The sequence below is a fragment of the Citrobacter sp. Cf087 genome, from assembly GCF_030334285.1.
GTDB classification, from domain to species: domain Bacteria; phylum Pseudomonadota; class Gammaproteobacteria; order Enterobacterales; family Enterobacteriaceae; genus Citrobacter; species Citrobacter freundii.
In genome coordinates, this window is sequence record NZ_JAOWED010000031.1 from 20,246 (window position 1) to 44,175 (window position 23,930).

Annotated in this window: 21 protein-coding genes; 16 read left to right on the plus strand and 5 right to left on the minus strand. The window is 54.0% G+C overall.

Annotated features, from left to right (window positions below):
• Positions 1 to 6 precede the first annotated feature (6 nt).
• From lepB to acpS, 6 genes are all read left to right on the plus strand, one after another.
• Positions 7 to 981, plus strand: a complete 975-nt coding sequence (lepB, locus tag OGV57_RS16755) for a signal peptidase I (protein WP_003037578.1) — start codon at positions 7 to 9, stop codon at positions 979 to 981.
• Between the two features lie 269 nt (positions 982 to 1,250).
• Positions 1,251 to 1,931, plus strand: coding sequence for a ribonuclease III (rnc, locus tag OGV57_RS16760; protein WP_003037579.1), 681 nt, complete (start codon positions 1,251 to 1,253; stop codon positions 1,929 to 1,931).
• On the plus strand, positions 1,928 to 2,833 hold the full coding sequence (gene era, locus OGV57_RS16765; protein ID WP_003037581.1) for a GTPase Era: 906 nt from the start codon (positions 1,928 to 1,930) through the stop codon (positions 2,831 to 2,833). Before rnc ends, era begins: the two co-directional genes overlap by 4 nt.
• A gap of 27 nt (positions 2,834 to 2,860) precedes the next feature.
• On the plus strand, positions 2,861 to 3,589 hold the full coding sequence (gene recO / locus OGV57_RS16770) for a DNA repair protein RecO (protein WP_003037583.1): 729 nt from the start codon (positions 2,861 to 2,863) through the stop codon (positions 3,587 to 3,589).
• A gap of 11 nt (positions 3,590 to 3,600) precedes the next feature.
• Positions 3,601 to 4,332, plus strand: a complete 732-nt coding sequence (gene pdxJ, locus OGV57_RS16775; RefSeq protein ID WP_016150781.1) for a pyridoxine 5'-phosphate synthase — start codon at positions 3,601 to 3,603, stop codon at positions 4,330 to 4,332.
• Positions 4,332 to 4,712 carry a holo-ACP synthase gene (gene acpS / locus OGV57_RS16780; protein WP_054528658.1) on the plus strand — a complete coding sequence of 127 codons (381 nt, stop codon included), beginning with the start codon at positions 4,332 to 4,334 and terminating at the stop codon, positions 4,710 to 4,712. Before pdxJ ends, acpS begins: the two co-directional genes overlap by 1 nt.
• Before the next feature lie 29 nt (positions 4,713 to 4,741).
• Here the strand turns inward: acpS and OGV57_RS16785 are convergent, their stop codons facing one another.
• Both OGV57_RS16785 and OGV57_RS16790 read right to left on the minus strand, forming a co-directional pair.
• Positions 4,742 to 5,002, minus strand: a complete 261-nt coding sequence (locus tag OGV57_RS16785) for a YfhL family 4Fe-4S dicluster ferredoxin (protein WP_003037590.1) — start codon at positions 5,000 to 5,002, stop codon at positions 4,742 to 4,744.
• Positions 5,003 to 5,057: 55 nt separating this feature from the next.
• A complete protein-coding gene (locus OGV57_RS16790; protein WP_003037593.1) occupies positions 5,058 to 5,906 on the minus strand; it encodes a MurR/RpiR family transcriptional regulator in 849 nt (282 codons plus the stop codon).
• A gap of 117 nt (positions 5,907 to 6,023) precedes the next feature.
• On the opposite strand from OGV57_RS16790, the gene murQ reads away from it, so the two are divergent.
• From murQ to tadA, 4 genes are read left to right on the plus strand one after another with little or no spacing between them, the layout of a single operon-like run.
• Complete coding sequence (murQ, locus tag OGV57_RS16795; protein WP_032937935.1) at positions 6,024 to 6,917, plus strand: N-acetylmuramic acid 6-phosphate etherase; 894 nt, start codon at positions 6,024 to 6,026, stop codon at positions 6,915 to 6,917.
• Between the two features lie 9 nt (positions 6,918 to 6,926).
• Positions 6,927 to 8,291, plus strand: coding sequence for a PTS transporter subunit EIIC (locus OGV57_RS16800; protein ID WP_054528657.1), 1,365 nt, complete (start codon positions 6,927 to 6,929; stop codon positions 8,289 to 8,291).
• Between the two features lie 3 nt (positions 8,292 to 8,294).
• Complete coding sequence (yfhb, locus tag OGV57_RS16805) at positions 8,295 to 8,930, plus strand: phosphatidylglycerophosphatase C (RefSeq protein WP_003037603.1); 636 nt, start codon at positions 8,295 to 8,297, stop codon at positions 8,928 to 8,930.
• A 17-nt stretch (positions 8,931 to 8,947) separates the two neighbouring features.
• Positions 8,948 to 9,484: a tRNA adenosine(34) deaminase TadA gene (tadA, locus tag OGV57_RS16810; protein ID WP_071524296.1), complete on the plus strand. Its 537-nt coding sequence runs from the start codon at positions 8,948 to 8,950 to the stop codon at positions 9,482 to 9,484.
• Between the two features lie 12 nt (positions 9,485 to 9,496).
• On the opposite strand, the gene mltF is transcribed toward tadA, so the two are convergent.
• A complete protein-coding gene (mltF, locus tag OGV57_RS16815) occupies positions 9,497 to 11,047 on the minus strand; it encodes a membrane-bound lytic murein transglycosylase MltF (protein ID WP_003838390.1) in 1,551 nt (516 codons plus the stop codon).
• 256 nt (positions 11,048 to 11,303) lie between these two features.
• Between mltF and purL the strand changes: the two genes are divergently transcribed.
• The 5 genes from purL (at position 11,304) to glnB (ending at position 19,756) form a co-directional block, all read left to right on the plus strand.
• Positions 11,304 to 15,191, plus strand: coding sequence for a phosphoribosylformylglycinamidine synthase (gene purL, locus OGV57_RS16820; protein WP_054528656.1), 3,888 nt, complete (start codon positions 11,304 to 11,306; stop codon positions 15,189 to 15,191).
• A 635-nt stretch (positions 15,192 to 15,826) separates the two neighbouring features.
• Positions 15,827 to 17,257: a two component system sensor histidine kinase QseE/GlrK gene (gene qseE, locus OGV57_RS16825; RefSeq protein ID WP_003847077.1), complete on the plus strand. Its 1,431-nt coding sequence runs from the start codon at positions 15,827 to 15,829 to the stop codon at positions 17,255 to 17,257.
• 22 nt (positions 17,258 to 17,279) lie between these two features.
• Complete coding sequence (gene qseG, locus OGV57_RS16830; protein WP_003847079.1) at positions 17,280 to 18,023, plus strand: two-component system QseEF-associated lipoprotein QseG; 744 nt, start codon at positions 17,280 to 17,282, stop codon at positions 18,021 to 18,023.
• On the plus strand, positions 18,023 to 19,357 hold the full coding sequence (gene glrR / locus OGV57_RS16835; protein WP_304502307.1) for a two-component system response regulator GlrR: 1,335 nt from the start codon (positions 18,023 to 18,025) through the stop codon (positions 19,355 to 19,357). Before qseG ends, glrR begins: the two co-directional genes overlap by 1 nt.
• Positions 19,358 to 19,417: 60 nt before the next feature.
• On the plus strand, positions 19,418 to 19,756 hold the full coding sequence (gene glnB, locus OGV57_RS16840; RefSeq protein ID WP_002914032.1) for a nitrogen regulatory protein P-II: 339 nt from the start codon (positions 19,418 to 19,420) through the stop codon (positions 19,754 to 19,756).
• Positions 19,757 to 19,857: 101 nt separating this feature from the next.
• On the opposite strand, the gene hmpA is transcribed toward glnB, so the two are convergent.
• Positions 19,858 to 21,048 (minus strand): NO-inducible flavohemoprotein, encoded by a 1,191-nt coding sequence (gene hmpA / locus OGV57_RS16845; RefSeq protein WP_016150774.1) that lies wholly within the window; start codon positions 21,046 to 21,048, stop codon positions 19,858 to 19,860.
• Positions 21,049 to 21,374: 326 nt separating this feature from the next.
• On the opposite strand from hmpA, the gene glyA reads away from it, so the two are divergent.
• Positions 21,375 to 22,628: a serine hydroxymethyltransferase gene (gene glyA, locus OGV57_RS16850; RefSeq protein WP_003037627.1), complete on the plus strand. Its 1,254-nt coding sequence runs from the start codon at positions 21,375 to 21,377 to the stop codon at positions 22,626 to 22,628.
• Positions 22,629 to 22,720: 92 nt separating this feature from the next.
• Here the strand turns inward: glyA and hcaD are convergent, their stop codons facing one another.
• The gene (gene hcaD, locus OGV57_RS16855) at positions 22,721 to 23,923 is read right to left on the minus strand and encodes a phenylpropionate dioxygenase ferredoxin reductase subunit (protein WP_054528655.1); all 1,203 of its coding nucleotides are present in this window, start codon (positions 23,921 to 23,923) and stop codon (positions 22,721 to 22,723) included.
• Between the last annotated feature and the right edge of the window lie 7 nt (positions 23,924 to 23,930).

A 23,930-nucleotide genomic window follows, 5' to 3' on the forward strand; every position in this document is an offset into this window, starting at 1 on the left:
GTTGGCATGGCGAACATGTTTGCCCTGATTCTGGTGATTGCCACACTGGTGACGGGCATTTTATGGTGCGTAGATAAATTCATCTTCGCACCAAAACGCCGGGAGCGTCAGGCAGCAGCGCAAGCTGCTGCAGGTGATTCACTGGATAAAGCAACGCTGAAAAAAGTATCCCCTAAGCCGGGCTGGCTGGAAACCGGGGCATCCGTTTTCCCGGTACTGGCGATTGTGCTGGTGGTACGTTCATTTATTTATGAGCCGTTCCAGATCCCGTCAGGTTCGATGATGCCGACGCTGCTTATCGGTGACTTTATCCTGGTGGAGAAATTCGCCTACGGGATTAAAGATCCGATTTACCAGAAAACGCTGATCGAAACCGGTCATCCGAAACGCGGTGATATCGTGGTGTTTAAATATCCGGAAGATCCGCGCCTGGACTACATTAAACGTGCTGTCGGTTTACCGGGAGACAAAGTAACGTACGATCCAGTGGCGAAAGAGGTGACTATTCAGCCTGGATGCCGTTCCGGTCAGGCGTGTGAAAACGCGCTGCCGGTAACGTATTCGGATGTTCAGCCAAGTGATTTCGTACAGACCTTTGCGCGCCGTAACGGTGGGGAAGCGACCAGTGGCTTCTTTGAAGTTCCGCTGAACGAAACGAAAGAGAACGGTATTCGTCTCTCTGAGCGTAAAGAAACGCTGGGTGAGGTCACGCACCGCATTCTGACTGTGCCAATCGCGCAGGATCAGGTGGGAATGTATTACCGCCAGCCTGGTCAGCAACTGGCAACCTGGATCGTCCCGCCAGGGCACTACTTCATGATGGGTGATAACCGTGACAACAGTGCGGACAGCCGTTACTGGGGATTTGTGCCGGAAGCGAATCTGGTGGGTAAAGCGACCGCTATCTGGATGAGTTTCGATAAGCAAGAAGGTGAATGGCCGACCGGTGTGCGTTTAAGCCGTATTGGTGGCATTCACTAATCGCCGATAATCGTTCACGTTGTCGTCATTACGGCGGCAGCGTGAATTATTTCTCGGATAAATTCCCGCAGACTAACGACATCCCTTGTCGTTGTGTATAGAATATTCCCCCGAAGTTTTAGGTTGGCACCGACAGGTTGCCACGGCACACGAAACAGCGTTGGTTTGTATATAAAAGCATGCAGGCGAAGCCAGATGGCTCCGCAAAGTGCGTATATCAGGTCTGTTTCGTGTGCTGAATTGTTGACGCATTCATTTATTGGTATCGCATGAACCCCATCGTAATTAATCGGCTTCAACGGAAGCTGGGCTACACTTTTAATCATCAGGAGCTGTTGCAGCAGGCATTAACTCACCGGAGCGCCAGCAGCAAACATAACGAGCGTTTAGAATTTCTGGGCGACTCTATTTTGAGCTTTGTTATCGCTAATGCGCTGTATCACCGTTTCCCTCGAGTGGACGAAGGTGACATGAGCCGCATGCGCGCAACGCTGGTTCGCGGCAATACGCTGGCTGAATTAGCCCGTGAGTTTGACCTCGGTGAATGTTTACGTTTGGGGCCTGGTGAGCTGAAAAGCGGTGGCTTCCGTCGTGAATCGATCCTGGCCGATACCGTTGAAGCGTTGATCGGCGGCGTCTTCCTCGACAGCGATATTCAAACCGTTGAGCAATTAATCCTGAACTGGTATCAAACTCGTCTGGATGAAATTAGCCCGGGCGATAAACAAAAAGATCCGAAAACGCGCCTGCAGGAATATTTGCAGGGTCGCCACCTGCCTCTGCCGTCTTATTTGGTGGTGCAGGTCCGTGGTGAAGCACACGATCAAGAATTTACTATCCACTGCCAGGTCAGCGGCCTGAGTGAACCGGTGGTTGGCACGGGTTCGAGCCGTCGTAAGGCTGAGCAGGCTGCCGCCGAACAGGCGTTAAAAAAACTGGAGCTGGAATGAGCGAAGAGAAAACTTACTGCGGATTTATTGCCATCGTCGGTCGCCCGAACGTCGGCAAATCCACCCTGTTGAATAATCTGCTTGGGCAGAAGATTTCTATTACCTCACGTAAGGCTCAGACAACACGTCACCGTATTGTTGGCATCCATACCGAAGGCGCGTATCAGGCGATTTATGTCGATACCCCGGGCCTGCATATGGAAGAAAAACGAGCGATCAACCGCCTGATGAATAAAGCGGCGAGCAGCTCGATCGGTGATGTTGAACTGGTTATTTTCGTTGTGGAAGGCACCCGCTGGACGCCGGACGACGAAATGGTGCTCAACAAGCTGCGTGATGGCAAAGCCCCGGTTATTCTGGCTGTGAACAAAGTAGACAACGTTCAGGAAAAAGCCGATCTGCTGCCGCACCTGCAGTTCCTGGCAAGCCAGATGAACTTCCTTGATATCGTGCCGATTTCTGCCGAAACCGGCTTGAATGTCGATACCGTTGCGGGCATCGTGCGTAAGCATTTGCCGGAAGCTATTCATCACTTCCCGGAAGATTACATCACCGATCGTTCTCAGCGCTTTATGGCCTCAGAAATCATCCGTGAAAAGCTGATGCGTTTTCTGGGTGCTGAATTGCCGTACTCCGTTACCGTGGAAATTGAGCGTTTTATCTCCAATGAGCGCGGTGGTTACGATATCAACGGTCTGATCCTCGTTGAACGTGAAGGGCAGAAGAAGATGGTTATTGGCAACAAAGGGGCCAAGATCAAAACCATCGGCATCGAAGCGCGTAAAGACATGCAGGAGATGTTCGAAGCGCCGGTTCACCTCGAACTGTGGGTGAAGGTGAAATCCGGCTGGGCCGATGACGAACGCGCGCTGCGTAGCCTCGGTTACGGCGACGACGTCTAAACCCATCTTCTGAAACACGGCGAGTATATGGAAGGATGGCAACGAGCCTTTGTCTTGCATAGTCGCCCCTGGAGCGAAACCAGTCTCGTGCTGGACGTCTTCACGGAAGAGTCGGGTCGCGTGCGCCTGGTGGCTAAAGGCGCACGTTCCAAACGTTCTAATCTCAAAGGCGCGCTCCAGCCTTTTACCCCGTTGTTGCTTCGCTTTGGTGGGCGTGGAGAGGTCAAAACCCTACGTAGTGCTGAAGCCGTTTCTCTGGCGCTCCCTCTTAGCGGTATCACGCTGTACAGCGGCTTGTATATCAACGAGCTTGTCTCGCGCGTACTCGAGTACGAAACCCGCTTTTCTGAACTCTTTTTCGATTACCTGAACTGTATTCAGGCGCTGGCTGGCGCGACGGGTTCGCCAGAACCTGCATTGCGTCGCTTTGAGCTGGCCTTACTTGGACATCTGGGGTATGGCGTCGATTTTACCCACTGTGCAGGCAGCGGCGAGCCGGTAGACGACACGATGACCTATCGTTACCGGGAAGAAAAAGGGTTTATTGCCAGCGTCGTTATTGATAACAACACCTTTACCGGACGCCATCTCAAAGCACTTGAGTCGCGTGAATTTCCTGATGTCGATACGTTACGCGCCGCGAAACGCTTTACCCGCATGGCGTTAAAGCCGTATCTTGGTGGTAAGCCGTTAAAAAGCCGGGAACTGTTCCGGCAATTTATGCCAAAACGCGCAGTAAAAACAAATAATGATTAACGAGGATTGTCATGGCTGAATTACTGTTAGGCGTCAATATTGACCACATTGCCACGTTACGTAATGCACGCGGTACCGCATATCCGGACCCGGTTCAGGCAGCGTTTATCGTTGAACAGGCGGGCGCGGACGGTATTACCGTACATCTGCGTGAAGACCGTCGCCATATCACCGACCGTGACGTGCGCATTTTGCGCCAGACGCTGGATACGCGCATGAATCTGGAAATGGCAGTCACCGAAGAGATGTTGGCGATTGCCGTTGAGACTAAGCCGCATTTTTGCTGTCTGGTGCCGGAAAAACGTCAGGAAGTTACCACTGAAGGTGGTCTGGACGTCGCCGGTCAGCGTGACAAGATGCGCGATGCCTGCAAACGCCTGGCGGACGCAGGCATTCTGGTTTCGCTGTTTATCGATGCCGACGAAGAACAGATTAAGGCCGCTGCGGAAGTTGGCGCGCCGTTTATTGAAATTCACACCGGCTGTTACGCTGATGCGAAAACTGACGCAGAGCAGGCCAGCGAACTGGCGCGTATCGCCAAAGCGGCGACCTATGCTGCAAGCCTTGGCCTGAAGGTGAATGCGGGTCACGGTCTGACGTATCACAACGTTAAAGCTATCGCACGGATCCCGGAAATGCACGAGCTGAACATTGGCCATGCCATTATCGGGCGCGCGGTGATGAGCGGTCTGAAAGATGCCGTAGTCGAAATGAAGCGCCTGATGCTGGAAGCGCGTGGCTAATGGCGATTTTGGGATTAGGTACGGATATCGTGGAGATTGCCCGCATCGAAGCGGTAATTTCCCGTGCCGGCGACCGCCTGGCAAGACGTGTGCTCAGCGACAACGAATGGGCAATCTGGGAAACGCATCAGCAGCCGGTGCGTTTTCTGGCGAAGCGTTTTGCAGTCAAAGAGGCGGCAGCAAAAGCCTTTGGCACGGGTATTCGCAATGGGCTGGCGTTTAATCAGTTTGAAGTCTTTAACGACGAACTCGGTAAGCCGCGTCTGCGATTATGGGGAGAGGCGTTAAAACTGGCGGAAAAACTCGGCGTCGTGCATATGCATGTGACGCTGGCCGATGAGCGTCACTACGCCTGCGCCACGGTGATTATCGAGAGTTAGATTCTGCACGTTGCCGGATGGCGACGCGGTTAAAGTTTATCGGCGTGGTGCATCAGCACAAACTTATCCCACAACTGCTCTTCTGTTTCGACATGTGCCGGATCTTTCAAAATAGTATTGGGGATCGGGCACACCTTCTGGCAGGTTGGCGTGTCGTAATGGCCTACGCATTCCGTACACTTGTCGCTGTTAATCTCGTAAATGCTATCACCCATCGAAATTGCCTCATTCGGGCATTCGGGCTCGCACATATCGCAATTGATACACTTTTTAGTGATTAACAGGGCCATCAGGAAACTCTCAAAACATCACAAATCGGGCGGGCATTATACGCGCATTCTTTGCTCAGACCAGTTTTTTTACCAGTGCTTCGCTGTGGCGAATACGTTCCGGGGCATGCTCCAGATCCTGCTGCACCAGCGCCATAAACAGTAAATCAGTGAGCATCATTTGCGCATGAGTGGAGGAAATCGCTGCGCTGCGCGTGGCTTGCTCCTCGGCAATCGTGTACAGACAATGACTTGCCCGTTGCTGCAGGGCGTTCGGTGTAAATCCAGTGATGGCGAGGATTTTCGCGCCGGTGCGCAACGTTTCATCCGCAGCCAGGTTGAGCTCGCGGCGCTCTCCGGTATACGAAATGGCCAGCAGCAGATCGTTGGGCGAAAGGGCTTGCACCGTCGCCAGCAGGGCGTGCATATCGCGTTCCACCACCGCGTTAAAACCAATCTTCAGCAACTTCCAGGCAAAATTCTGTGCCACCAGACCCGATGCGCCAATCCCGGTCACGATAATGCGCCGGGCTGAGCGCAACATTGTGACGCTCTCCATCAGTTTCTCTTCGCTGTTGACGTCCAGCGTCGCATGCATCGCCGCCACGTTCTCCTGAATCAACTTTTCCCCCACCAGACGCATAGGATCGTCACCGCGAATCTGATTATGTACCGGAATGGAATGGGGGTTGGGATTGCTGGCCAGCGCTTCGCTGATCGCCAGTTTGAGTGCAGGAAATCCTTTAAAACCCATCTTTTGCGCGAACTTCACCACGCTGGACTGGCTGACGCCCGCCTCCGCGGCCAACTGCTGCGAACTGAGATGACGCGCAGTATCCGGCTGGGAAAGGAGATAATCCGCCAATTTTTTATCGCTTTGCGCGAGGTCCGGGTAACGCTGACGAATGCGAATTAAACAGTTCATGCTGTCTCCTGGCGAAAACGTGATGGCGATTACAAAACAAAATTTCATTCGCCTGGATGAATATAATATTCCATTATGGCAGATTATTATGAATTAAAAATTCCTAAGGAACAAAAAATGAATCTCGGTGCATTAGTTTCAGAAACCCGCAATCCCCAGACCATGGACCTGGATGCGCTCTCCACGCTGGAGTTGGTTCATCGTTTTAATCAACAGGATACGCTGGTAGCCGAAGCAGTAAAAGCAACTCTGCCTCAAGTTGCGTGTGCGGTCGATGCGGCAGCTAACGCGCTAAAAGCAGGTGGTCGCATTATTTACATGGGAGCGGGGACCAGCGGGCGTCTCGGGGTACTGGATGCATCTGAATGCCCACCGACCTTCGGCGTTCCACACGGTCTGGTGGTTGGATTGATTGCCGGGGGACCGGGCGCGCTGCTGAAGGCGGTTGAGGGTGCGGAAGATAACCCACAGTTAGGTGAAGACGATCTACGTGCGCTCAATCTTACCGCGCAGGATCTGGTGGTGGGGCTGGCAGCATCTGGTCGCACGCCGTATGTAATTGGTGGGCTGAAATATGCACGTTCGGTTGGCTGTACGACGGTGGCTATTTCTTGCAATCCGGATTCCCCTATCGCGCATGAAGCGGATATCGCCATTTCTCCGGTAGTGGGGCCAGAGGCGCTGACCGGGTCAACACGACTGAAATCCGGCACCGCGCAAAAGCTGGTGCTCAATATGATCTCCACCGGTGCGATGGTGAAATTTGGCAAGGTGTACCAGAACCTGATGGTGGATATGCAGGCAACTAACGTCAAACTGATCGATCGGGCGTGCCGTATGGTGGTTGAAGCCACGGGCATTGCGCGTGAACAGGCGCAAGCGCTGCTAAAGCAGACTGATTTTGACGTTAAGCCAGCTATTTTAATGGCGCTCACCGGCCTTGACGCCGCTGCCGCCCGCGAAAAGCTTGCCGCTCACCAGGGTTTTTTACGCGCGGCGTTAGAACACTAAGAGGTGTATATGGATAAGACGGCGGTGCTGGCCAGCGATATTCTACTGGGCGTTGGCGGAGAGAAAAATATTCTGCGCCTGGAAAACTGTATGACCCGCGTCAGGGTTGAAGTTCAGGATGATGGACAGCTCGATATCCCTCGTCTCAGGCAACTGCCCGGTGTCAGCGGCTACGTGAAGCAGGGCGCGCAGCACCAGATTATTGTCGGCCCCGGTAAAGCGGCCAAAGTGGTGGATGCCATGCGTTCCCTGATTGCCGATGGCGGCGAGCGAGCAGGTGCCAATAATATCGAGCGCACAAAGTCAGATGCCAAAGCGAAGTACAAAGCGCCGATGAGCGATGCGCTGCGCAAGCTGGCGAACGTCTTTATCCCTCTTATTCCGGCGTTTATCGCCTCCGGTTTGATTACCGGCATTATTAACATCCTTAAGCGCCCGGACATCGTGGGGGATTTTGCGACCCACTATCCGAATATGCTGGGGTTGATGGGCATATTTGGCAGCGCCGTGTTTGCCATTATGAATATTCTGGTCGGGGTGAATACCGCCAAAGTTTTCGGTGGTTCCCTGGCGATGGGCGGGGTGATGGCGGGGATCCTCTCCAGCCCGCAACTGGCACAAATCACGCTGTTTGGCGAAGCGTTGCAGCCAGGGCGCGGCGGAGTGATCGCGGTACTGCTGGTGGTGGCGTTGATGTGTTGGATCGAACGCAAATTCCGCGAGCTGTTGCCAGAATCACTGGAGCTTATCCTTAATCCGCTGCTGACTACCATCATTACCGGCGTAATCGCGATTGTGGCGCTGCAACCGCTTGGCGGCTGGATTTCTGAGTCTATTGCTCACGGCGCATCCTGGGCTATCGATCGCGGCGGTTTTCTGGTCGGTGCCGTGCTGGCAGGAACCTTCCTGCCGTTGGTGCTCACTGGACTTCATCAGGGATTGGTGCCCATCCATGTTGAGCTGGTTCAGGCACACGGTTATAACGCGCTCTTTCCGATCCTGGCGATGGCGGGCGTTGGGCAAATAGGTGCTGCGATCGCGGTTCTGATGAAAACCCGAAATGCGCGGTTAAAAAAAGTAATCAAAGGTGCACTGCCTGTCGGACTGCTGGGTATAGGCGAGCCGCTGATTTTTGGCGTAACGCTGCCGTTGGGTAAGCCGTTTATCGGTGCATGTCTTGGCGGCGCGGTAGGTGGAGCGCTGATTAGCTACTGGAAGGTGGCGACGGTCATCACATTTGGCATCTCCGGCTTACCGCTGGCACTGACGATTGTTGCCGGAAAAGTGATGTTCTATCTGTTAGGCTATCTGGTAGCAGTTATCGCCGGGTTCCTGTTTACCTGGCTATTGGGATTCACTGATCCAGAGGAATAAGGTTTGACCAATCACCAGCGCCGCGTTGTCTTTTTTGATTTGGATGGCACGTTACACCAGCAGGATATGTTCGGTAGTTTTATTCGTTATCTGCTGCGTCGCCAGCCGCTGAACGCGTTGCTGGTACTGCCTCTGCTACCGGTGATTGCGCTGGCATTGCTGATACAAGGGCGCGCCGCCCGCTGGCCAATGAGCCTGCTGTTATGGGGATGCACTTTTGGTCGCAGCGAGGCGCGTCTGAAAGCGCATCAGGCCGACTTTGTGCGCTGGTTTCGCAGTAACGTGACGGCGTTTCCGCTCGTTCAGCAGCGCCTGACAACCTACCTGTTAAGCTCTGACGCTGACATCTGGCTTATCACCGGCTCTCCGCAGTCGTTGGTCGAGCAGGTTTACTTTGATACTCCGTGGTTACCGCGAGTCAATCTGATCGCCAGCAAAATGGCGCGGGGATACGGCGGCTGGGTGCTGACTCTGCGCTGTCTGGGCCATGAGAAAGTGACACAACTGGAGCGGCAGATTGGCGCACCGTTGTCTCTCTACAGCGGCTACAGCGACAGTAAGCAGGATAATCCGTTACTCTCTTTTTGCCAGCATCGCTGGCGCGTCACGCCGCGCGGAGAGCTGCAACAACTCGAATAGAGTAAACGATAGCGTCTGTGTATAATGCGCCCGCTTTTATTGGTGGAGTAACCCCTTTGTCAGATGTTGAATTTAGCCACGAATACTGGATGCGTCATGCTTTAACGCTGGCTAAGCGCGCCTGGGATGAGCGTGAAGTCCCGGTGGGTGCGGTATTGGTACATAACAACCGAGTGATTGGCGAAGGCTGGAACCGCCCGATAGGTCATCATGATCCGACTGCCCACGCTGAGATTATGGCGCTGCGTCAGGGCGGCCTGGTGCTGCAAAACTACCGTCTGTTAGATGCCACGCTGTACGTCACTCTGGAGCCGTGCGTGATGTGCGCAGGCGCGATGGTGCACAGCCGTATCGGTCGGGTCGTTTTTGGTGCACGCGATGCGAAAACGGGCGCTGCCGGGTCATTAATGGATGTGCTGCATCACCCTGGGATGAATCATCGGGTTGAAGTGACAGAGGGGGTCCTGCGGGATGAATGTGCCACGTTGCTCAGTGATTTCTTTCGCATGCGTCGGCAGGAAATCAAGGCCCTGAAAAAATCCGCTAATCAGTAAATACCAATCAGACTACTGGTCCTCTTTCTTCTGTGCCGAAAATAGCAGGGAAGGGGAGTGCGACAGGTAGTTTGACGACGTCTGAGTCAGAAAGGCTGAAAGCGGAAATTTATCTTTACCCAACAGCTCAGCCGGCGACACCGCCGGGTAATCCTGAGCCAGTTGCTGTGTTTCCTGCGCCTGTTTTTCTTTCTCCTGCAGATACCCCACCAGGCTAATCTGGTACTTACGGATATTTTCCACATAGGCGTAAGCTTCGTGGCCACGCGCATAGCCATAGGTCAGCTTGTTGTAATACGGCTTTTGGCTGAGCAGCGGTAGCCGCTGTTTTACGTCGGACCAACTGTTCGGATTGCCTTTGGTTTTCACCGTTAGCGCCCGCGCATCAAGCATGTGCGCATAACCCATGTTATAGGCTGCAAGGGCAAACCAGATGCGTTCTCCTTCGGGGACGGTATCCGGTACTTTACTCATCATATCCTGCAAGTATCGCGCGCCGCCGCTGATACTCTGTTCGGCATCGGTACGGTCGGTCAGCCCGAGACTCTGAGCAGTATTTTTGGTCAGCATCATCAGTCCGCGTACGCCGGTCGGGGATGTGGCCTGCGCGTCCCAGTGCGACTCCTGATAGGATATTGCGGCGAGCAGTCGCCAGTCTATCTCCTGCGCATACTTCTCAAACAGCGGCTTAAGGTCCGGCAACACGCTGTCTACGGCGCGCAAAAAGGTGCGGGTATCGACATAGTCAAAATCATCGCCATGCCCGAGATATTTCTCTTCCAGCCGTGCCAGAGAACCGTCTTCATTCATGGTGTTAAAGAAATCCAACAAGGCGGCAGACAGCGTGTTGTCATCGTCCAGACGACTAAACCAGGTCACCGGCTGTTCGTCAGAGACGTCCAGCGCCACGGCCAGCTCAGGATGCACGCGTTGGTATAAGCTGATGGCGACAGAATCTGCAATGGTGTAATCCAGCTTTCCGGCGATTACATCATCGAGCAATTCGGTGGTGCCCTTTTTGTCATCAACTTTCCAGCTCAGATCGGGAAATTTTTTCTCTTTTAGCTGCTGGAGGTCGTTAACCACCACGTGCCCCGGGGCGATAGTCAGTTGGCTTTCGTTCACGGTGGCAAGCGTGCGCGGGCGATATTGCCCAACCCGGTACACCAGCTGTTGTGAAACCGAATAATAGGTCGGGCCTGGCTGGTAATTTTTCACCCGCTCGCTGTTATAGACCAGGCCTGCGGCTAACAGGTCGGCATTGCCGTTATCCAGGTCGTCAAAAAGCTGGCTGATGTTCTGGCGTACGGTAACTTTTAACTTCACGCCTAAGTAGTCGGCAAATTCCTGGGCCAGTTCATAATCCAGGCCGAATTTTTTGCCGTTGAGGGTCGCGTAAGTTAACGGCGAGTCGATGGTACTGACGCGCAGCTCTCCCCGCGACTGAATGGCGGCGATACGATTTTCGGCTTTACCGAACCAGGGAATAGATGGCCAAAGGGCCGCTGCCAACAACAGCGTCAATATGCCGATGAACAGATAATTAATCTTTAATTTTTTCAATTAGTTAATTCTCTGAACCGTACGTTTTCTCTGCCTGCTGTGGTGCTGATTAAGAAGTGAAGTCGTCATTAATGAACGGCATTTTGCTTAAACTTGCGTCAGTTGGCAACTTATTCAGAAATCTGACCGCATTTGATGATAAGTGACGGTCGTGATTTTATTTCGACGCAAACGGTTTCGTCGGCGCGGTAGATTCTTTATAATGACGCCCGTTTCCCCACTTGGGCACACCGAAAGCTTAGAAGACGAGAGACTTATGATGGAAATTCTGCGTGGTTCACCTGCACTGTCTGCATTCCGTATTAACAAACTGCTGGCACGTTTTCAGGCTGCCAACCTCCAGGTCCACAATATTTACGCCGAGTACGTCCATTTTGCCGATCTGAATGCACCGTTAAATGAAGATGAGCACGCGCAGCTTGCACGCCTGCTGAAATATGGTCCTGCTCTGCAAAGCCACGCGCCGGAAGGAAAACTGCTGCTGGTTACGCCTCGCCCTGGCACCATCTCCCCGTGGTCTTCTAAAGCGACTGATATTGCCCACAACTGCGGTCTGCACCAGATTAGCCGCCTGGAACGTGGCATTGCCTGGTATGTAGAAGCCTCTACACTGACCGCTGAGCAATGGCAGATGGTGGCCGACGAACTGCACGACCGCATGATGGAAACGGTTTTCTCTGCGCTGAACGATGCCGAAAAACTGTTTGTCCATCACCAACCGGCGCCGGTCTCCAGCGTTGATCTACTGGGTGAGGGGCGTCAGGCGCTGATCGACGCTAACCTGCGTCTGGGTCTGGCGCTGGCGGAAGACGAAATTGACTATCTGCAGGATGCGTTCACCAAACTGGGGCGCAACCCGAACGACATTGAACTGTACATGTTTGCGCAGGCCAACTCCGAGCACTGCCGCCACAAGATTTTTAACGCCGACTGGGTTATCGACGGTAAACAACAGCCTAAGTCGCTGTTCAAGATGATCAAGAATACCTTCGAAACCACGCCGGACCACGTGTTGTCTGCCTATAAAGACAACGCCGCGGTAATGGAAGGTTCTGAAGTGGGCCGCTATTTTGCCGATCACAAAACCGGCCGCTACGATTTCCATCAGGAACCAGCCCACATCCTGATGAAGGTAGAAACTCATAACCACCCGACGGCTATCTCTCCGTGGCCAGGTGCGGCAACCGGCTCCGGCGGAGAAATCCGCGATGAAGGTGCAACCGGTCGTGGTGCAAAACCGAAAGCCGGGCTGGTAGGCTTCTCCGTCTCCAACCTGCGTATTCCTGGCTTTGAACAGCCTTGGGAAGAGGACTTTGGTAAGCCGGATCGTATTGTCACCGCGCTCGACATCATGACTGAAGGCCCGCTGGGCGGCGCGGCGTTTAACAACGAATTTGGTCGCCCGGCGCTGACCGGCTACTTCCGTACCTATGAAGAAAAGGTCAACAGCCATAACGGCGAAGAGCTGCGCGGTTACCATAAACCGATCATGCTGGCAGGCGGGATCGGTAACATCCGTGCCGATCACGTGCAGAAGGGCGAGATCGTCGTTGGCGCCAAGCTGATCGTCCTCGGTGGCCCGGCGATGAACATTGGCCTTGGTGGCGGGGCAGCCTCCTCTATGGCTTCCGGTCAGTCTGATGCCGATCTTGATTTCGCTTCTGTACAGCGTGATAACCCGGAAATGGAACGTCGTTGCCAGGAAGTTATCGACCGTTGCTGGCAGATGGGTGATGCGAACCCAATTCTGTTTATCCATGACGTTGGCGCGGGTGGCCTGTCTAACGCCATGCCGGAGCTGGTAAGCGATGGCGGTCGCGGCGGTAAGTTCCAGCTGCGCGATATCCTCAGCGATGAGCCGGGTATGAGCCCGCTGGAAATCTGGTGTAACGAGTCACAGGAGCGCTACGTGCTGGCGGTTGCTGCTGACCAGCTTCCGCTGTTCGATGAGCTGTGTAAGCGTGAACGCGCGCCGTACGCGGTCATCGGTGAAGCTACCGAAGAACAGCATCTGACCTTGAGCGACAGCCACTTCGACAACCAGCCGATCGACATGCCACTCGATGTGCTGCTGGGTAAAACACCGAAAATGACCCGCGATGTGCAGACGCTGAAAGCCAAAGGCGATGCCCTGAATCGTAGTGAAATCTCGATTGCAGATGCGGTTAACCGCGTGCTGCATCTGCCAACTGTCGCGGAGAAAACGTTCCTCGTGACTATCGGTGACCGTACCGTTACCGGTATGGTGGCGCGTGACCAGATGGTTGGTCCATGGCAGATCCCGGTCGCCAACTGCGCGGTCACTACCGCAAGCCTCGATAGCTACTACGGCGAAGCGATGTCTCTCGGCGAGCGCGCGCCAGTCGCATTGCTCGACTTCTCAGCCTCTGCGCGTCTGGCTGTAGGTGAGGCGCTGACCAACATTGCGGCAACGCAGATTGGCGATATCAAACGCATTAAACTGTCGGCCAACTGGATGGCGGCTGCAGGTCACCCTGGCGAAGACGCCGGACTGTACGAAGCGGTAAAAGCCGTTGGGGAAGAATTATGTCCGGCGCTTGGCCTGACCATTCCGGTGGGCAAAGACTCTATGTCGATGAAAACCCGCTGGCAGGAAGGCAACGAACAGCGTGAAATGACCTCGCCGCTATCGCTGGTGATCACCGCCTTTGCCCGCGTGGAAGATGTGCGCCACACCATTACCCCGCAGCTTTCTACTGAAGATAACGCCCTGTTGCTGATTGACCTTGGTCTGGGTCACAACGCGCTTGGTGCGACGGCGCTGGCGCAGGTTTACCGTCAACTGGGGGATAAGCCTGCCGATGTGCGTAACGTAGCGCAACTGAAAGGCTTCTACGACGCCATTCAGGCGCTGGTCGCACAACGTAAGCTGCTGGCCTACCACGATCGCTCCGACGGTGGCTTGCTGGTGACGCTGGCGGAAATGGCCTTCACTGGTCACTGCGGTATTGAAGCTGATATCCACTCTCTGGGGGAAGATCGTCTGGCGGCGCTGTTTAACGAAGAGCTGGGCGCGGTGATTCAGGTTCGCGCAGGTGATCGTGAAGCGGTTGAGGCGTTGCTGGCTCAACATGGCCTTGCCGATTGCGTGCACTATCTGGGGAAAGCCGTGCAGGGCGACCGCTTCGTGGTCGAAGCAGATGGTCATGCGGTGTTCAGCGAAAGTCGCACCACGATGCGTATGTGGTGGGCGGAAACCACCTGGCAGATGCAACGTCTGCGCGATAACCCGGAATGCGCCGATCAGGAACACGACGCTAAAACCAACGATGCCGATCCGGGTATCAACGTCAAACTGACGTTCGATATTAACGACGATGTTGCCGCGCCGTATATCGCCACCGGTGCGCGTCCGAAAGTGGCCGTGCTGCGCGAGCAGGGCGTTAACTCCCACGTCGAAATGGCGGCAGCTTTCCACCGTGCGGGCTTTGACGCCATCGATGTACACATGAGCGATCTGCTGGGGGGACGCATCGGCTTGGGTAACTTCCAGGCGCTGGTAGCCTGCGGCGGCTTCTCTTACGGCGATGTACTCGGCGCAGGGGAAGGTTGGGCGAAGTCAATTTTGTTCAACAACCGCGTGCGTGATGAGTTCGAAACCTTCTTCCATCGCCCGCAAACCCTGGCGCTCGGGGTGTGTAACGGTTGCCAGATGATGTCTAACCTGCGTGAGCTAATCCCCGGAAGCGACCTGTGGCCGCGCTTTGTGCGTAACCACTCCGACCGCTTTGAAGCCCGCTTCAGCCTGGTCGAAGTGACGCAAAGCCCGTCTTTACTGCTTGCCGATATGGTGGGGTCGATGATGCCGATTGCCGTTTCTCACGGTGAAGGTCGTGTGGAAGTGCGTGACGGTGCGCATCTGGCTCAGCTTGAGAGCAAAGGTCTGGTGGCACTGCGCTACGTCGATAACTTCGGTAAGGTGACCGAGGCTTACCCGGCTAACCCGAACGGTTCGCCGAACGGTATTACTGCTGTGACCACTGAAAATGGTCGCGTCACCATTATGATGCCGCACCCGGAACGCGTGTTCCGTACCGTGAGCAACTCCTGGCACCCGGAAAATTGGGGCGAGGACAGCCCGTGGATGCGTATCTTCCGCAACGCGCGTAAACAGCTTGGATAATTAGCCTATGATCATCAAGCCCCTCTTGTGAGGGGCTTTTTTTTGTCTGCCGCCTGATAACGCTACGCTTATCAGGCTTACGGGGAAATGCGGTTGTAGGCCGGATAAGGCGTTCACGCCGCTATCCGGCAATAAACTCAGCGCTTGCACCTAAAAGTAAAGTGTCGGGAAATGCCGACATAGGTAAGGTTACATTGTCGCCAAAAGGAGACATTTAATTATTTGATTTAAAACGAATTTATTTTTAAGTGTTACAGGTGTTGCTGATTGGCGACGGTGTGGGTGAAAAATGGACAATATCATTTCTCATATAAATAATCATATTTTCTATATTTATCATTGTGTTAATAAAGTGTTTTGAATATTGGCACAGATGCTGCATAATATTAACCAGTGGCTCATTCACCTTCTTATGTCAGCCCCTTCGGGACGTGCTACATAAACTTCGAATGACGCACAACAAGGTGCCTGCCGTCCAACATCTGATATTAGCGAAGCTCATATCAACCTCCGGGCGAAACGTCGAGTTAGGCACCGCCTTATTCCGCAACAAAGCCGGGTTAATCCCGGCTTTGTTGTATCTGGCGTTCCCCTCAGTTAGCATCAACCTATTCCTGTCCATTGAGAGTAACGCCTTGAAGCGCTGGTCAGTTTTCCCCCGATCTTTACGTCAATTGGTGATGTTGGCATTTTTGCTGATCCTGTTGCCGTTGTTAGTTTTGGCCTGGCAGGCATGGCAAAGTCTGAATGCCCTGAGCGCGCAGGCTGCGCTGACGAACCGCACCACGCTGATTGACGCCAGACGCAGTGAAGCGATGACCAATGCTGCGCTGGAGATGGAGCGCAGCTATCGGCAATACTGTGTGCTTGATGACTCAACGTTGGCCAAGGTCTACCAAAGTCAGCGTAAACGCTACAGCGATATGCTGGATGCGCATGCGGGGGTGTTGCCAGATACCAAGCTCTACCAGGCGTTGCGTCAGGATCTTAACGATCTCGCGCAGTTGCAGTGTAAAAACAGCGGCCCTGACAGTGTGTCGGCTGCACGGCTGGAAGCGTTCGCCAATGCCAATACCGAGATGGTGCAAGCGACGCGTACCGTCGTCTTTTCTCGTGGCCAGCAGTTACAGCAGGAAATAGCCGAACGCGGGCAGTTTTTTGGCTGGCAGGCACTGGTGCTGTTTCTCCTTAGCCTGGCGATGGTGCTGTTGTTTACCCGTATGATTATCGGTCCGGTGAAGGGCATCGAACGGATGATCAACCGTCTGGGAGAAGGGCGCTCGTTGGGCGATAGCGTATTATTAACTGGGCCCCGCGAGCTGCGATCCGTGGGGCAGCGTATTATCTGGTTAAGTGAACGCCTCTCCTGGCTTGAGTCGCAACGGCATCAGTTTTTACGCCATCTTTCTCATGAGCTGAAAACACCGCTGGCGAGTATGCGTGAAGGTACCGAATTGCTGGCCGATCAGGTAGTGGGCCCGTTAACACCGGAGCAAAAAGAGGTGGTCGGCATCCTCGATGACAGCAGCCGCAACTTGCAAAAACTGATTGAGCAACTTCTCGATTACAACCGCAAGTTGGCGGATGATGAGGCTGAGCTTGAAAGTGTGGAAATCGCGCCGCTGGTGGAAAGCGTTGTTTCTGCGCATAGCCTGCCCGCTCGCGCCAAAATGATACATACTGATGTTGCGCTTGCGGTGAACGCCTGCCTGGCAGAACCGATGCTGTTGATGAGCGTGCTGGACAATCTTTATTCCAATGCGGTGCACTACGGCGCTGAATCCGGTAACATTTGGATCCGCAGCAGTTTGCATGGATCAACGGTATACATCGATGTAATGAATACCGGCACACCGATCCCTGAAGCAGAACAGACCATGATCTTCGAGCCTTTTTTCCAGGGTAGCCATCAGCGAAAAGGGGCGGTAAAAGGAAGCGGGTTGGGGCTAAGCATTGCCAGAGATTGCATTCGCCGTATGCGGGGCAAACTGTATCTGGTTGATGACCACGCGCAAAACGTTTGTTTTCGCATAGAACTGCCGCTAGCTGCTGCGAAAAATCACTAAAATAAACCTAAGTCTGGTGAGTATGCCATACGTTGTTGCCCGAATGCTTAAACGACATTTTCTTCATCGCGTCATCCTCGCAAGCCTGCCGTGCCTGGCACTGGTTGGTTGCGTCCCGAACGCGGTGAATCATATTATCGGCGATCCTTCGCAGGAGAAAATTCCGCCTAATCAACTGGCGGACTACCTTGCAACCGACTGTACGGATATCTGGTCGCTGTCTGGCCAGTCCACAGAAACCAACCCGCTGTACTGGCTGCGGGCGATGGACTGTGCCGATCGCATGATGCCGGTACAGGCGCGCAGTGAAGCCAGTGCTCAGCTCACGGATACCTGGCAGAGCGCTTTCAAACGCGGGATCCTGCTTGATAACGCCCGCATTACCCCGCCTGAACGGCGAGAGGCAGTTACGCGTCTCGACGCGTTAAGCCCACAAATTCCGAGTCAGGTTCGACCGCTTTATCAGGCCTGGTTCCGTAATCAAATGTTGCAGTTACAGCTTGCCGAAGAGCGCCTGCGCTACAGTAAGCTCCAGCAGTCGTCAGACAGCGATCTCGATACGCTGCGTCAACAGCAACAACATTTGCAGTCCCAGCTCGATCTCACGACCCGCAAGCTGGAGAATCTGACCGATATTGAGCGCCAGCTTTCAACGCGCAAACCCGCCGGTAACTACAATCCTGATGCGCCGCACGGGAACGATAAACTCACTACGCCTGATAACGAAGAAGGCGCAGCGCCGTCTGCCGATGAGGTTACGCCATGATAAGCCGTAAGCCCGCGCATCTGCTGTTGGTGGATGACGATCCGGGCCTGTTGAAATTACTTGGAATGCGACTAACCAGCGAAGGCTACAGCGTCGTGACCGCGGAAAGTGGGCAGGAAGGGTTACGGGTACTGAACCGTGAAAAAGTGGATCTGGTTATCAGCGATCTGCGCATGGATGAAATGGACGGCATGCAGCTGTTTACTGAAATCCAGAAAGTGCAGCCGGGCATGCCGGTGATTATCCTGACCGCTCACGGCTCCATCCCGGACGCCGTTGCGGCGACCCAGCAAGGGGTCTTCAGTTTTCTCACTAAGCCAGTCGACAAGGATGCGTTATATCACGCGATTGACGGGGCGCTGGAACAGTCTGCGCCTGCTACTGATGACAGTTGGCGTGAGTCCATTGTCACCCGTAGCCCGCTGATGCTACGTCTGCTGGAACAGGCGCGAATGGTGGCGCAGTCGGATGTTAGTGTCTTGATCAACGGCCAAAGCGGAACCGGGAAAGAAGTTTTCGCCCAGGCTATTCACAACGCCAGCCCGCGCAGCCACAAGCCCTTTATTGCCATTAACTGTGGCGCGTTGCCGGAACAACTGCTGGAGTCTGAACTGTTTGGTCATGCGCGCGGCGCTTTTACCGGCGCGGTGAGTAATCGTGAAGGGTTGTTTCAGGCCGCGGAAGGCGGCACGCTTTTTCTCGATGAGATTGGCGATATGCCTGCACCGTTACAGGTGAAACTGCTGCGCGTATTGCAGGAACGAAAAGTCAGACCGTTGGGCAGTAACCGCGATATCGACATTGATGTGCGGATCGTTTCTGCGACCCACCGCGATTTACCCAAAGCGATGGCTCGGGGCGAATTTCGCGAGGATTTGTACTATCGCCTCAACGTGGTGAGCCTGAAGATCCCTGCGCTGGCCGAGCGTACGGAAGATATTCCGCTGCTGGCGAACCATCTGCTGCGCCAGTCTGCTGAACGGCACAAACCGTTCGTACGCGCCTTTTCAACCGATGCCATGAAGCGGTTAATGACCGCCAGCTGGCCGGGCAACGTGCGTCAACTGGTCAACGTAATTGAGCAGTGCGTGGCGTTGACCTCTTCGCCGGTGATCAGCGACGCGCTGGTGGAGCAGGCGCTGGAAGGGGAAAACACCGCGCTGCCGACATTTGTTGAGGCGCGTAACCAGTTTGAGCTTAACTATCTGCGTAAGCTGCTGCAAATCACCAAGGGCAATGTGACTCACGCGGCAAGAATGGCGGGGCGCAACCGCACCGAATTCTATAAGTTGCTTTCTCGACACGAGCTGGATGCAAACGATTTCAAAGAATAAATCTGCGGATTATGTTAGCTTTATTCGATCAAAAGACAGGCGACCTTTTCAAGGAATAGCATGAAAAAGATTGATGCGATTATTAAACCCTTCAAGCTGGACGACGTCCGCGAAGCGCTGGCAGAAGTCGGTATCACCGGGATGACGGTAACGGAAGTGAAAGGCTTTGGCCGTCAGAAAGGCCATACCGAGCTGTACCGTGGCGCGGAATATATGGTGGATTTTCTGCCGAAGGTAAAAATTGAAATTGTGGTTACCGACGACATCGTCGATACCTGCGTCGACACCATTATCCGTACTGCCCAGACCGGCAAGATCGGCGACGGTAAGATTTTTGTCTTCGACGTGGCTCGCGTTATTCGTATTCGTACCGGTGAAGAAGACGACGCGGCAATCTAAGCCGCGCCGTTAATTTGTCGGCCTGACAAGCGTAGCGCATCAGGCCGAGTGATTGCCGGATGGCAGCGTAAACGCCTTATCCGGCCTACTCGCGTAATACATTACAAGACTTTATGCGGACCGAAGCATTCGTAATGAATGTTCTCGTTTTTCACGCCCAGGCCGACCAGCTGCTTCGCGGCGAACTGCATGAAACCAACCGGACCGCACAGATAAAACTGCATCGCCGGATCGCTGATTGCGCTTTCCAGCTTGTTCAAGTCCATCAGACCTACGCTATCAAACGCACCTTTCGCGCGATCGGCTTCGGTTGGCTCACGATACCAGGTGTGCGCACTAAAGCGTGGCAGCGTTTTGCCGAGTTCATTTACTTCATCAGCGAAGGCATGTACATCGCCATTTTCTGCCGCGTGGAACCAGTTAACCTGCGCCGTATGCTTCGCTTTTGCCAACGTGTCCAGCATCGCCAGCATTGGGGTTTGTCCCACGCCTGCGGAGATCAGAGATACCGGGGTGTCGGTCGCGACGTCCATAAAGAAATCGCCCGCAGGTGCGGCCAGGTGAACAATGTCGCCAACATTCGCGTGGTTGTGCAGCCAGGTGGAAACCTGACCACCGTCTTCACGCTTAACGGCAATACGATAGCCTTTGCCGTCAGGTTTACGGGTCAGTGAGTACTGACGAATTTCCTGATGCGGGAAACCTTCCGGCTTTAACCAGACGCCCAGGTATTGTCCCGGATGATATTCAGCTACTGCGCCACCATCGACAGGTTCAAACTCAAAGCTGGTGATCAGTGCACTGCGTGGGGTTTTTGCCACGATGCGGAAAGGACGGGTACCTTCCCAGCCGCCATTTTTATTGGCATTTTCGCTATAGATTTGCGCTTCACGGTTGATGAAAACGTTCGCCAGTACGCCATACGCTTTACCCCACGCATCCAGAACTTCCTGGCCTGGGCTGAACATTTCGTCCAGCGTTGCCAGCAAATGACCACCCACGATGTTGTACTGCTCTGGTTTAATCTGGAAACTGGTATGCTTTTGCGCGATTTTCTCAACCGCTGGCAACAGCGCCGCCAGGTTTTCGATATTGCTGGCATACGCGGCAATCGCGTTAAACAGCGCCTCGCGCTGATCGCCATTACGCTGGTTACTCATGTTGAAAATTTCTTTCAGCTCTGGGTTATGCGTAAACATGCGATCATAGAAATGTGCGGTCAGCTTCGGACCTGTTTCAACCAGCAGGGGAATGGTGGCTTTCACTGTAGCGATGGTTTGTGCGTCAAGCATACGGTCTTCCTTTATCTGAGACTTTAATGATGTATGTCAAATGCATCTTATAAAAAATACCCCTGCATTGTAAATGGTTCTTTGTAACTTTGCGTTGTAAAGGTTACATCGTGAAAAATCTGCATCACAAACCTGAAAAGAAATCCGTTGAAATTCAGCAGACCTTTGTTCTCCAAAGCCTTGCGTGCCGTGAAGGTAATCGTTTGCGTAAAATCCTTTGTCAAGACCTGTTATCGAAGAATGATTCGGTTATACTGTTGGCCGTCGTCCAACGGGACTGCCTTTTTAGGCCGAAATTCTATTGTTAGCTGAGTCAGGAGATGCGGATGTTAAAGCGTGAAATGAACATTGCCGATTATGATGCCGAACTGTGGCAGGCTATGGAGCAGGAAAAAGTACGTCAGGAAGAGCACATCGAACTGATCGCCTCCGAAAACTACACCAGCCCGCGTGTTATGCAGGCGCAGGGTTCTCAGCTGACCAACAAATATGCTGAAGGTTATCCGGGCAAACGCTACTACGGCGGTTGCGAGTACGTTGATATCGTTGAGCAACTGGCTATCGATCGTGCAAAAGAGCTGTTTGGCGCTGACTACGCTAACGTACAGCCGCACTCTGGTTCTCAGGCTAACTTCGCTGTTTACACCGCTCTGCTGCAACCGGGCGATACCGTTCTGGGTATGAACCTGGCACAAGGCGGCCACCTGACTCACGGCTCCCCGGTTAACTTCTCCGGCAAACTGTACAACATCATCCCTTACGGTATTGATGAGTCTGGCAAAATTGACTACGAAGACATGGCGAAGCAGGCCAAAGAGCACAAACCGAAGATGATCATTGGTGGCTTCTCTGCTTACTCCGGCGTTGTTGACTGGGCAAAAATGCGTGAAATCGCTGACAGCATCGGTGCATACCTGTTCGTCGATATGGCGCACGTTGCGGGGCTGATTGCCGCAGGCGTTTATCCGAACCCGGTTCCACACGCACACGTTGTGACCACCACCACCCACAAAACCCTGGCGGGTCCACGCGGTGGCCTGATCCTGGCGAAAGGCGGTGACGAAGAGCTGTACAAAAAACTGAACTCTGCTGTGTTCCCAAGCGCGCAGGGCGGCCCGCTGATGCACGTGATCGCAGCGAAAGCCGTGGCGCTGAAAGAAGCGATGGAGCCTGAGTTCAAGGTTTACCAGCAGCAGGTTGCTAAAAACGCCAAAGCGATGGTGGAAGTGTTCCTGAACCGTGGCTACAAAGTGGTTTCTGGCGGTACTGAAAACCACCTGTTCCTGCTGGATCTGGTTGATAAAAACCTGACCGGTAAAGAAGCTGATGCCGCGCTGGGCCGTGCTAACATCACCGTTAACAAAAACAGCGTACCGAACGATCCGAAGAGCCCGTTTGTGACTTCCGGTATCCGTATCGGTTCTCCGGCAATCACTCGCCGTGGCTTCAAAGAAGCGGAAGCGAAAGAGCTGGCTGGCTGGATGTGTGACGTGCTGGACAACATCAATGACGAAGCCGTAATCGAGCGCGTCAAAGGTAAAGTTCTGGATATCTGCGCACGCTTCCCGGTTTACGCGTAAGCCATACTGATTGCTGGATGGCGGTGTAAACACCTTATCCGGCCTACAGGTAACTCACATGTAGGCCGGATAAACGAAGTGCCATCCGGCAGTTATATTGACTTAAGCAAGATTGTTTCATCGACTAAAGCCGCCATTGGTGGCTTTTTCTTTGCCTGAATCCATTTTCTCAATAAACGTATTTCTCGGCCCTGATTCAACGTTACTGCGCCGACAATCACGCCATCCTGCAGGTTAAACCATATTGCTTTATGCGCATCTGAATGGCCGCGTATGAACCAGCTTTCTCCCTGCATTTCGCCAACAAATTGTAGGTTGTCATTAAATTGGTCGGTCCAGAACCAGTCTGGTGTCTTCTCCGGCAACGGCAGATTTAGCATTGTGGCGGCGGCAATCTGTGCCTGAAAATTGGCGTTTTCCCAGCTTTCCATGCGTACTAACGAACCGTCGGGCTTGCGCGTTATCGCTACGTCACCGGCGGCGAAAATGTCCGGATCGGAGGTGGTGCAGGCGCTATCAACGATAATGCCGTTCGCCGTCTCCAGCCCCGCTTCGCGGGCCAGCGCATCATTCGCCACGATACCGATGCCGTAAACCATCGCATCGGCCAGCAGCGTCTCGCCGTTTTGCAGGGTGAGCGAGAGACACTCTCTCGCTTCGGCGTGTTCAATGGCGCTGTTGAGTAACACCCGCACGCCCGCCTGCTGGTGGCGGGCAAGCAGGTAGTCGCGCACCGGAGCAGGCGCGTTACGGCCCATGACCGTTGGTGCCAGCTCCACCACTGTCACCTGACAGCCTCGTTGAGTCGCGCTGGCCGCCAGTTCCAGACCAATGGTGCCCGCACCGACAATGACAATCGACTTACCCGGCAACAAAGTGTCGCGCAGGCGCTCGGCATCAGCGGCATGACGCAGAGTAAAGCATCGATCGCCCAGCTTATCTAACAGCGGAAGGGGGCGTGCCGCAGCGCCCGTCGCAATCAGTAGCCGATCCCACGGATAACTCTGCCCATCAGCCAGCACCAACTGATGCGTTTGGCGGCCGAGCGTCTGTACAGTAACACCCAGATGCAGCTGTACGTTGTGTTCCCGCCACCAGTCAGCGGGGAGTATCGGCTGAAGTTGCGGATTGTCGTCCAGCAGCATCGCTTTGGAGAGCGGTGGACGTTCATAGGGCAGATGCTGCTCATCGGAAAACAGGTGTAATTCGCCGTTAAATCCCTGCTGGCGCAGTGCGGCAGCAGCCATAGCAGCAGCCTGGCCGCCGCCGACGATAGCGATAGTTTTTTGGTTCATAACGCCT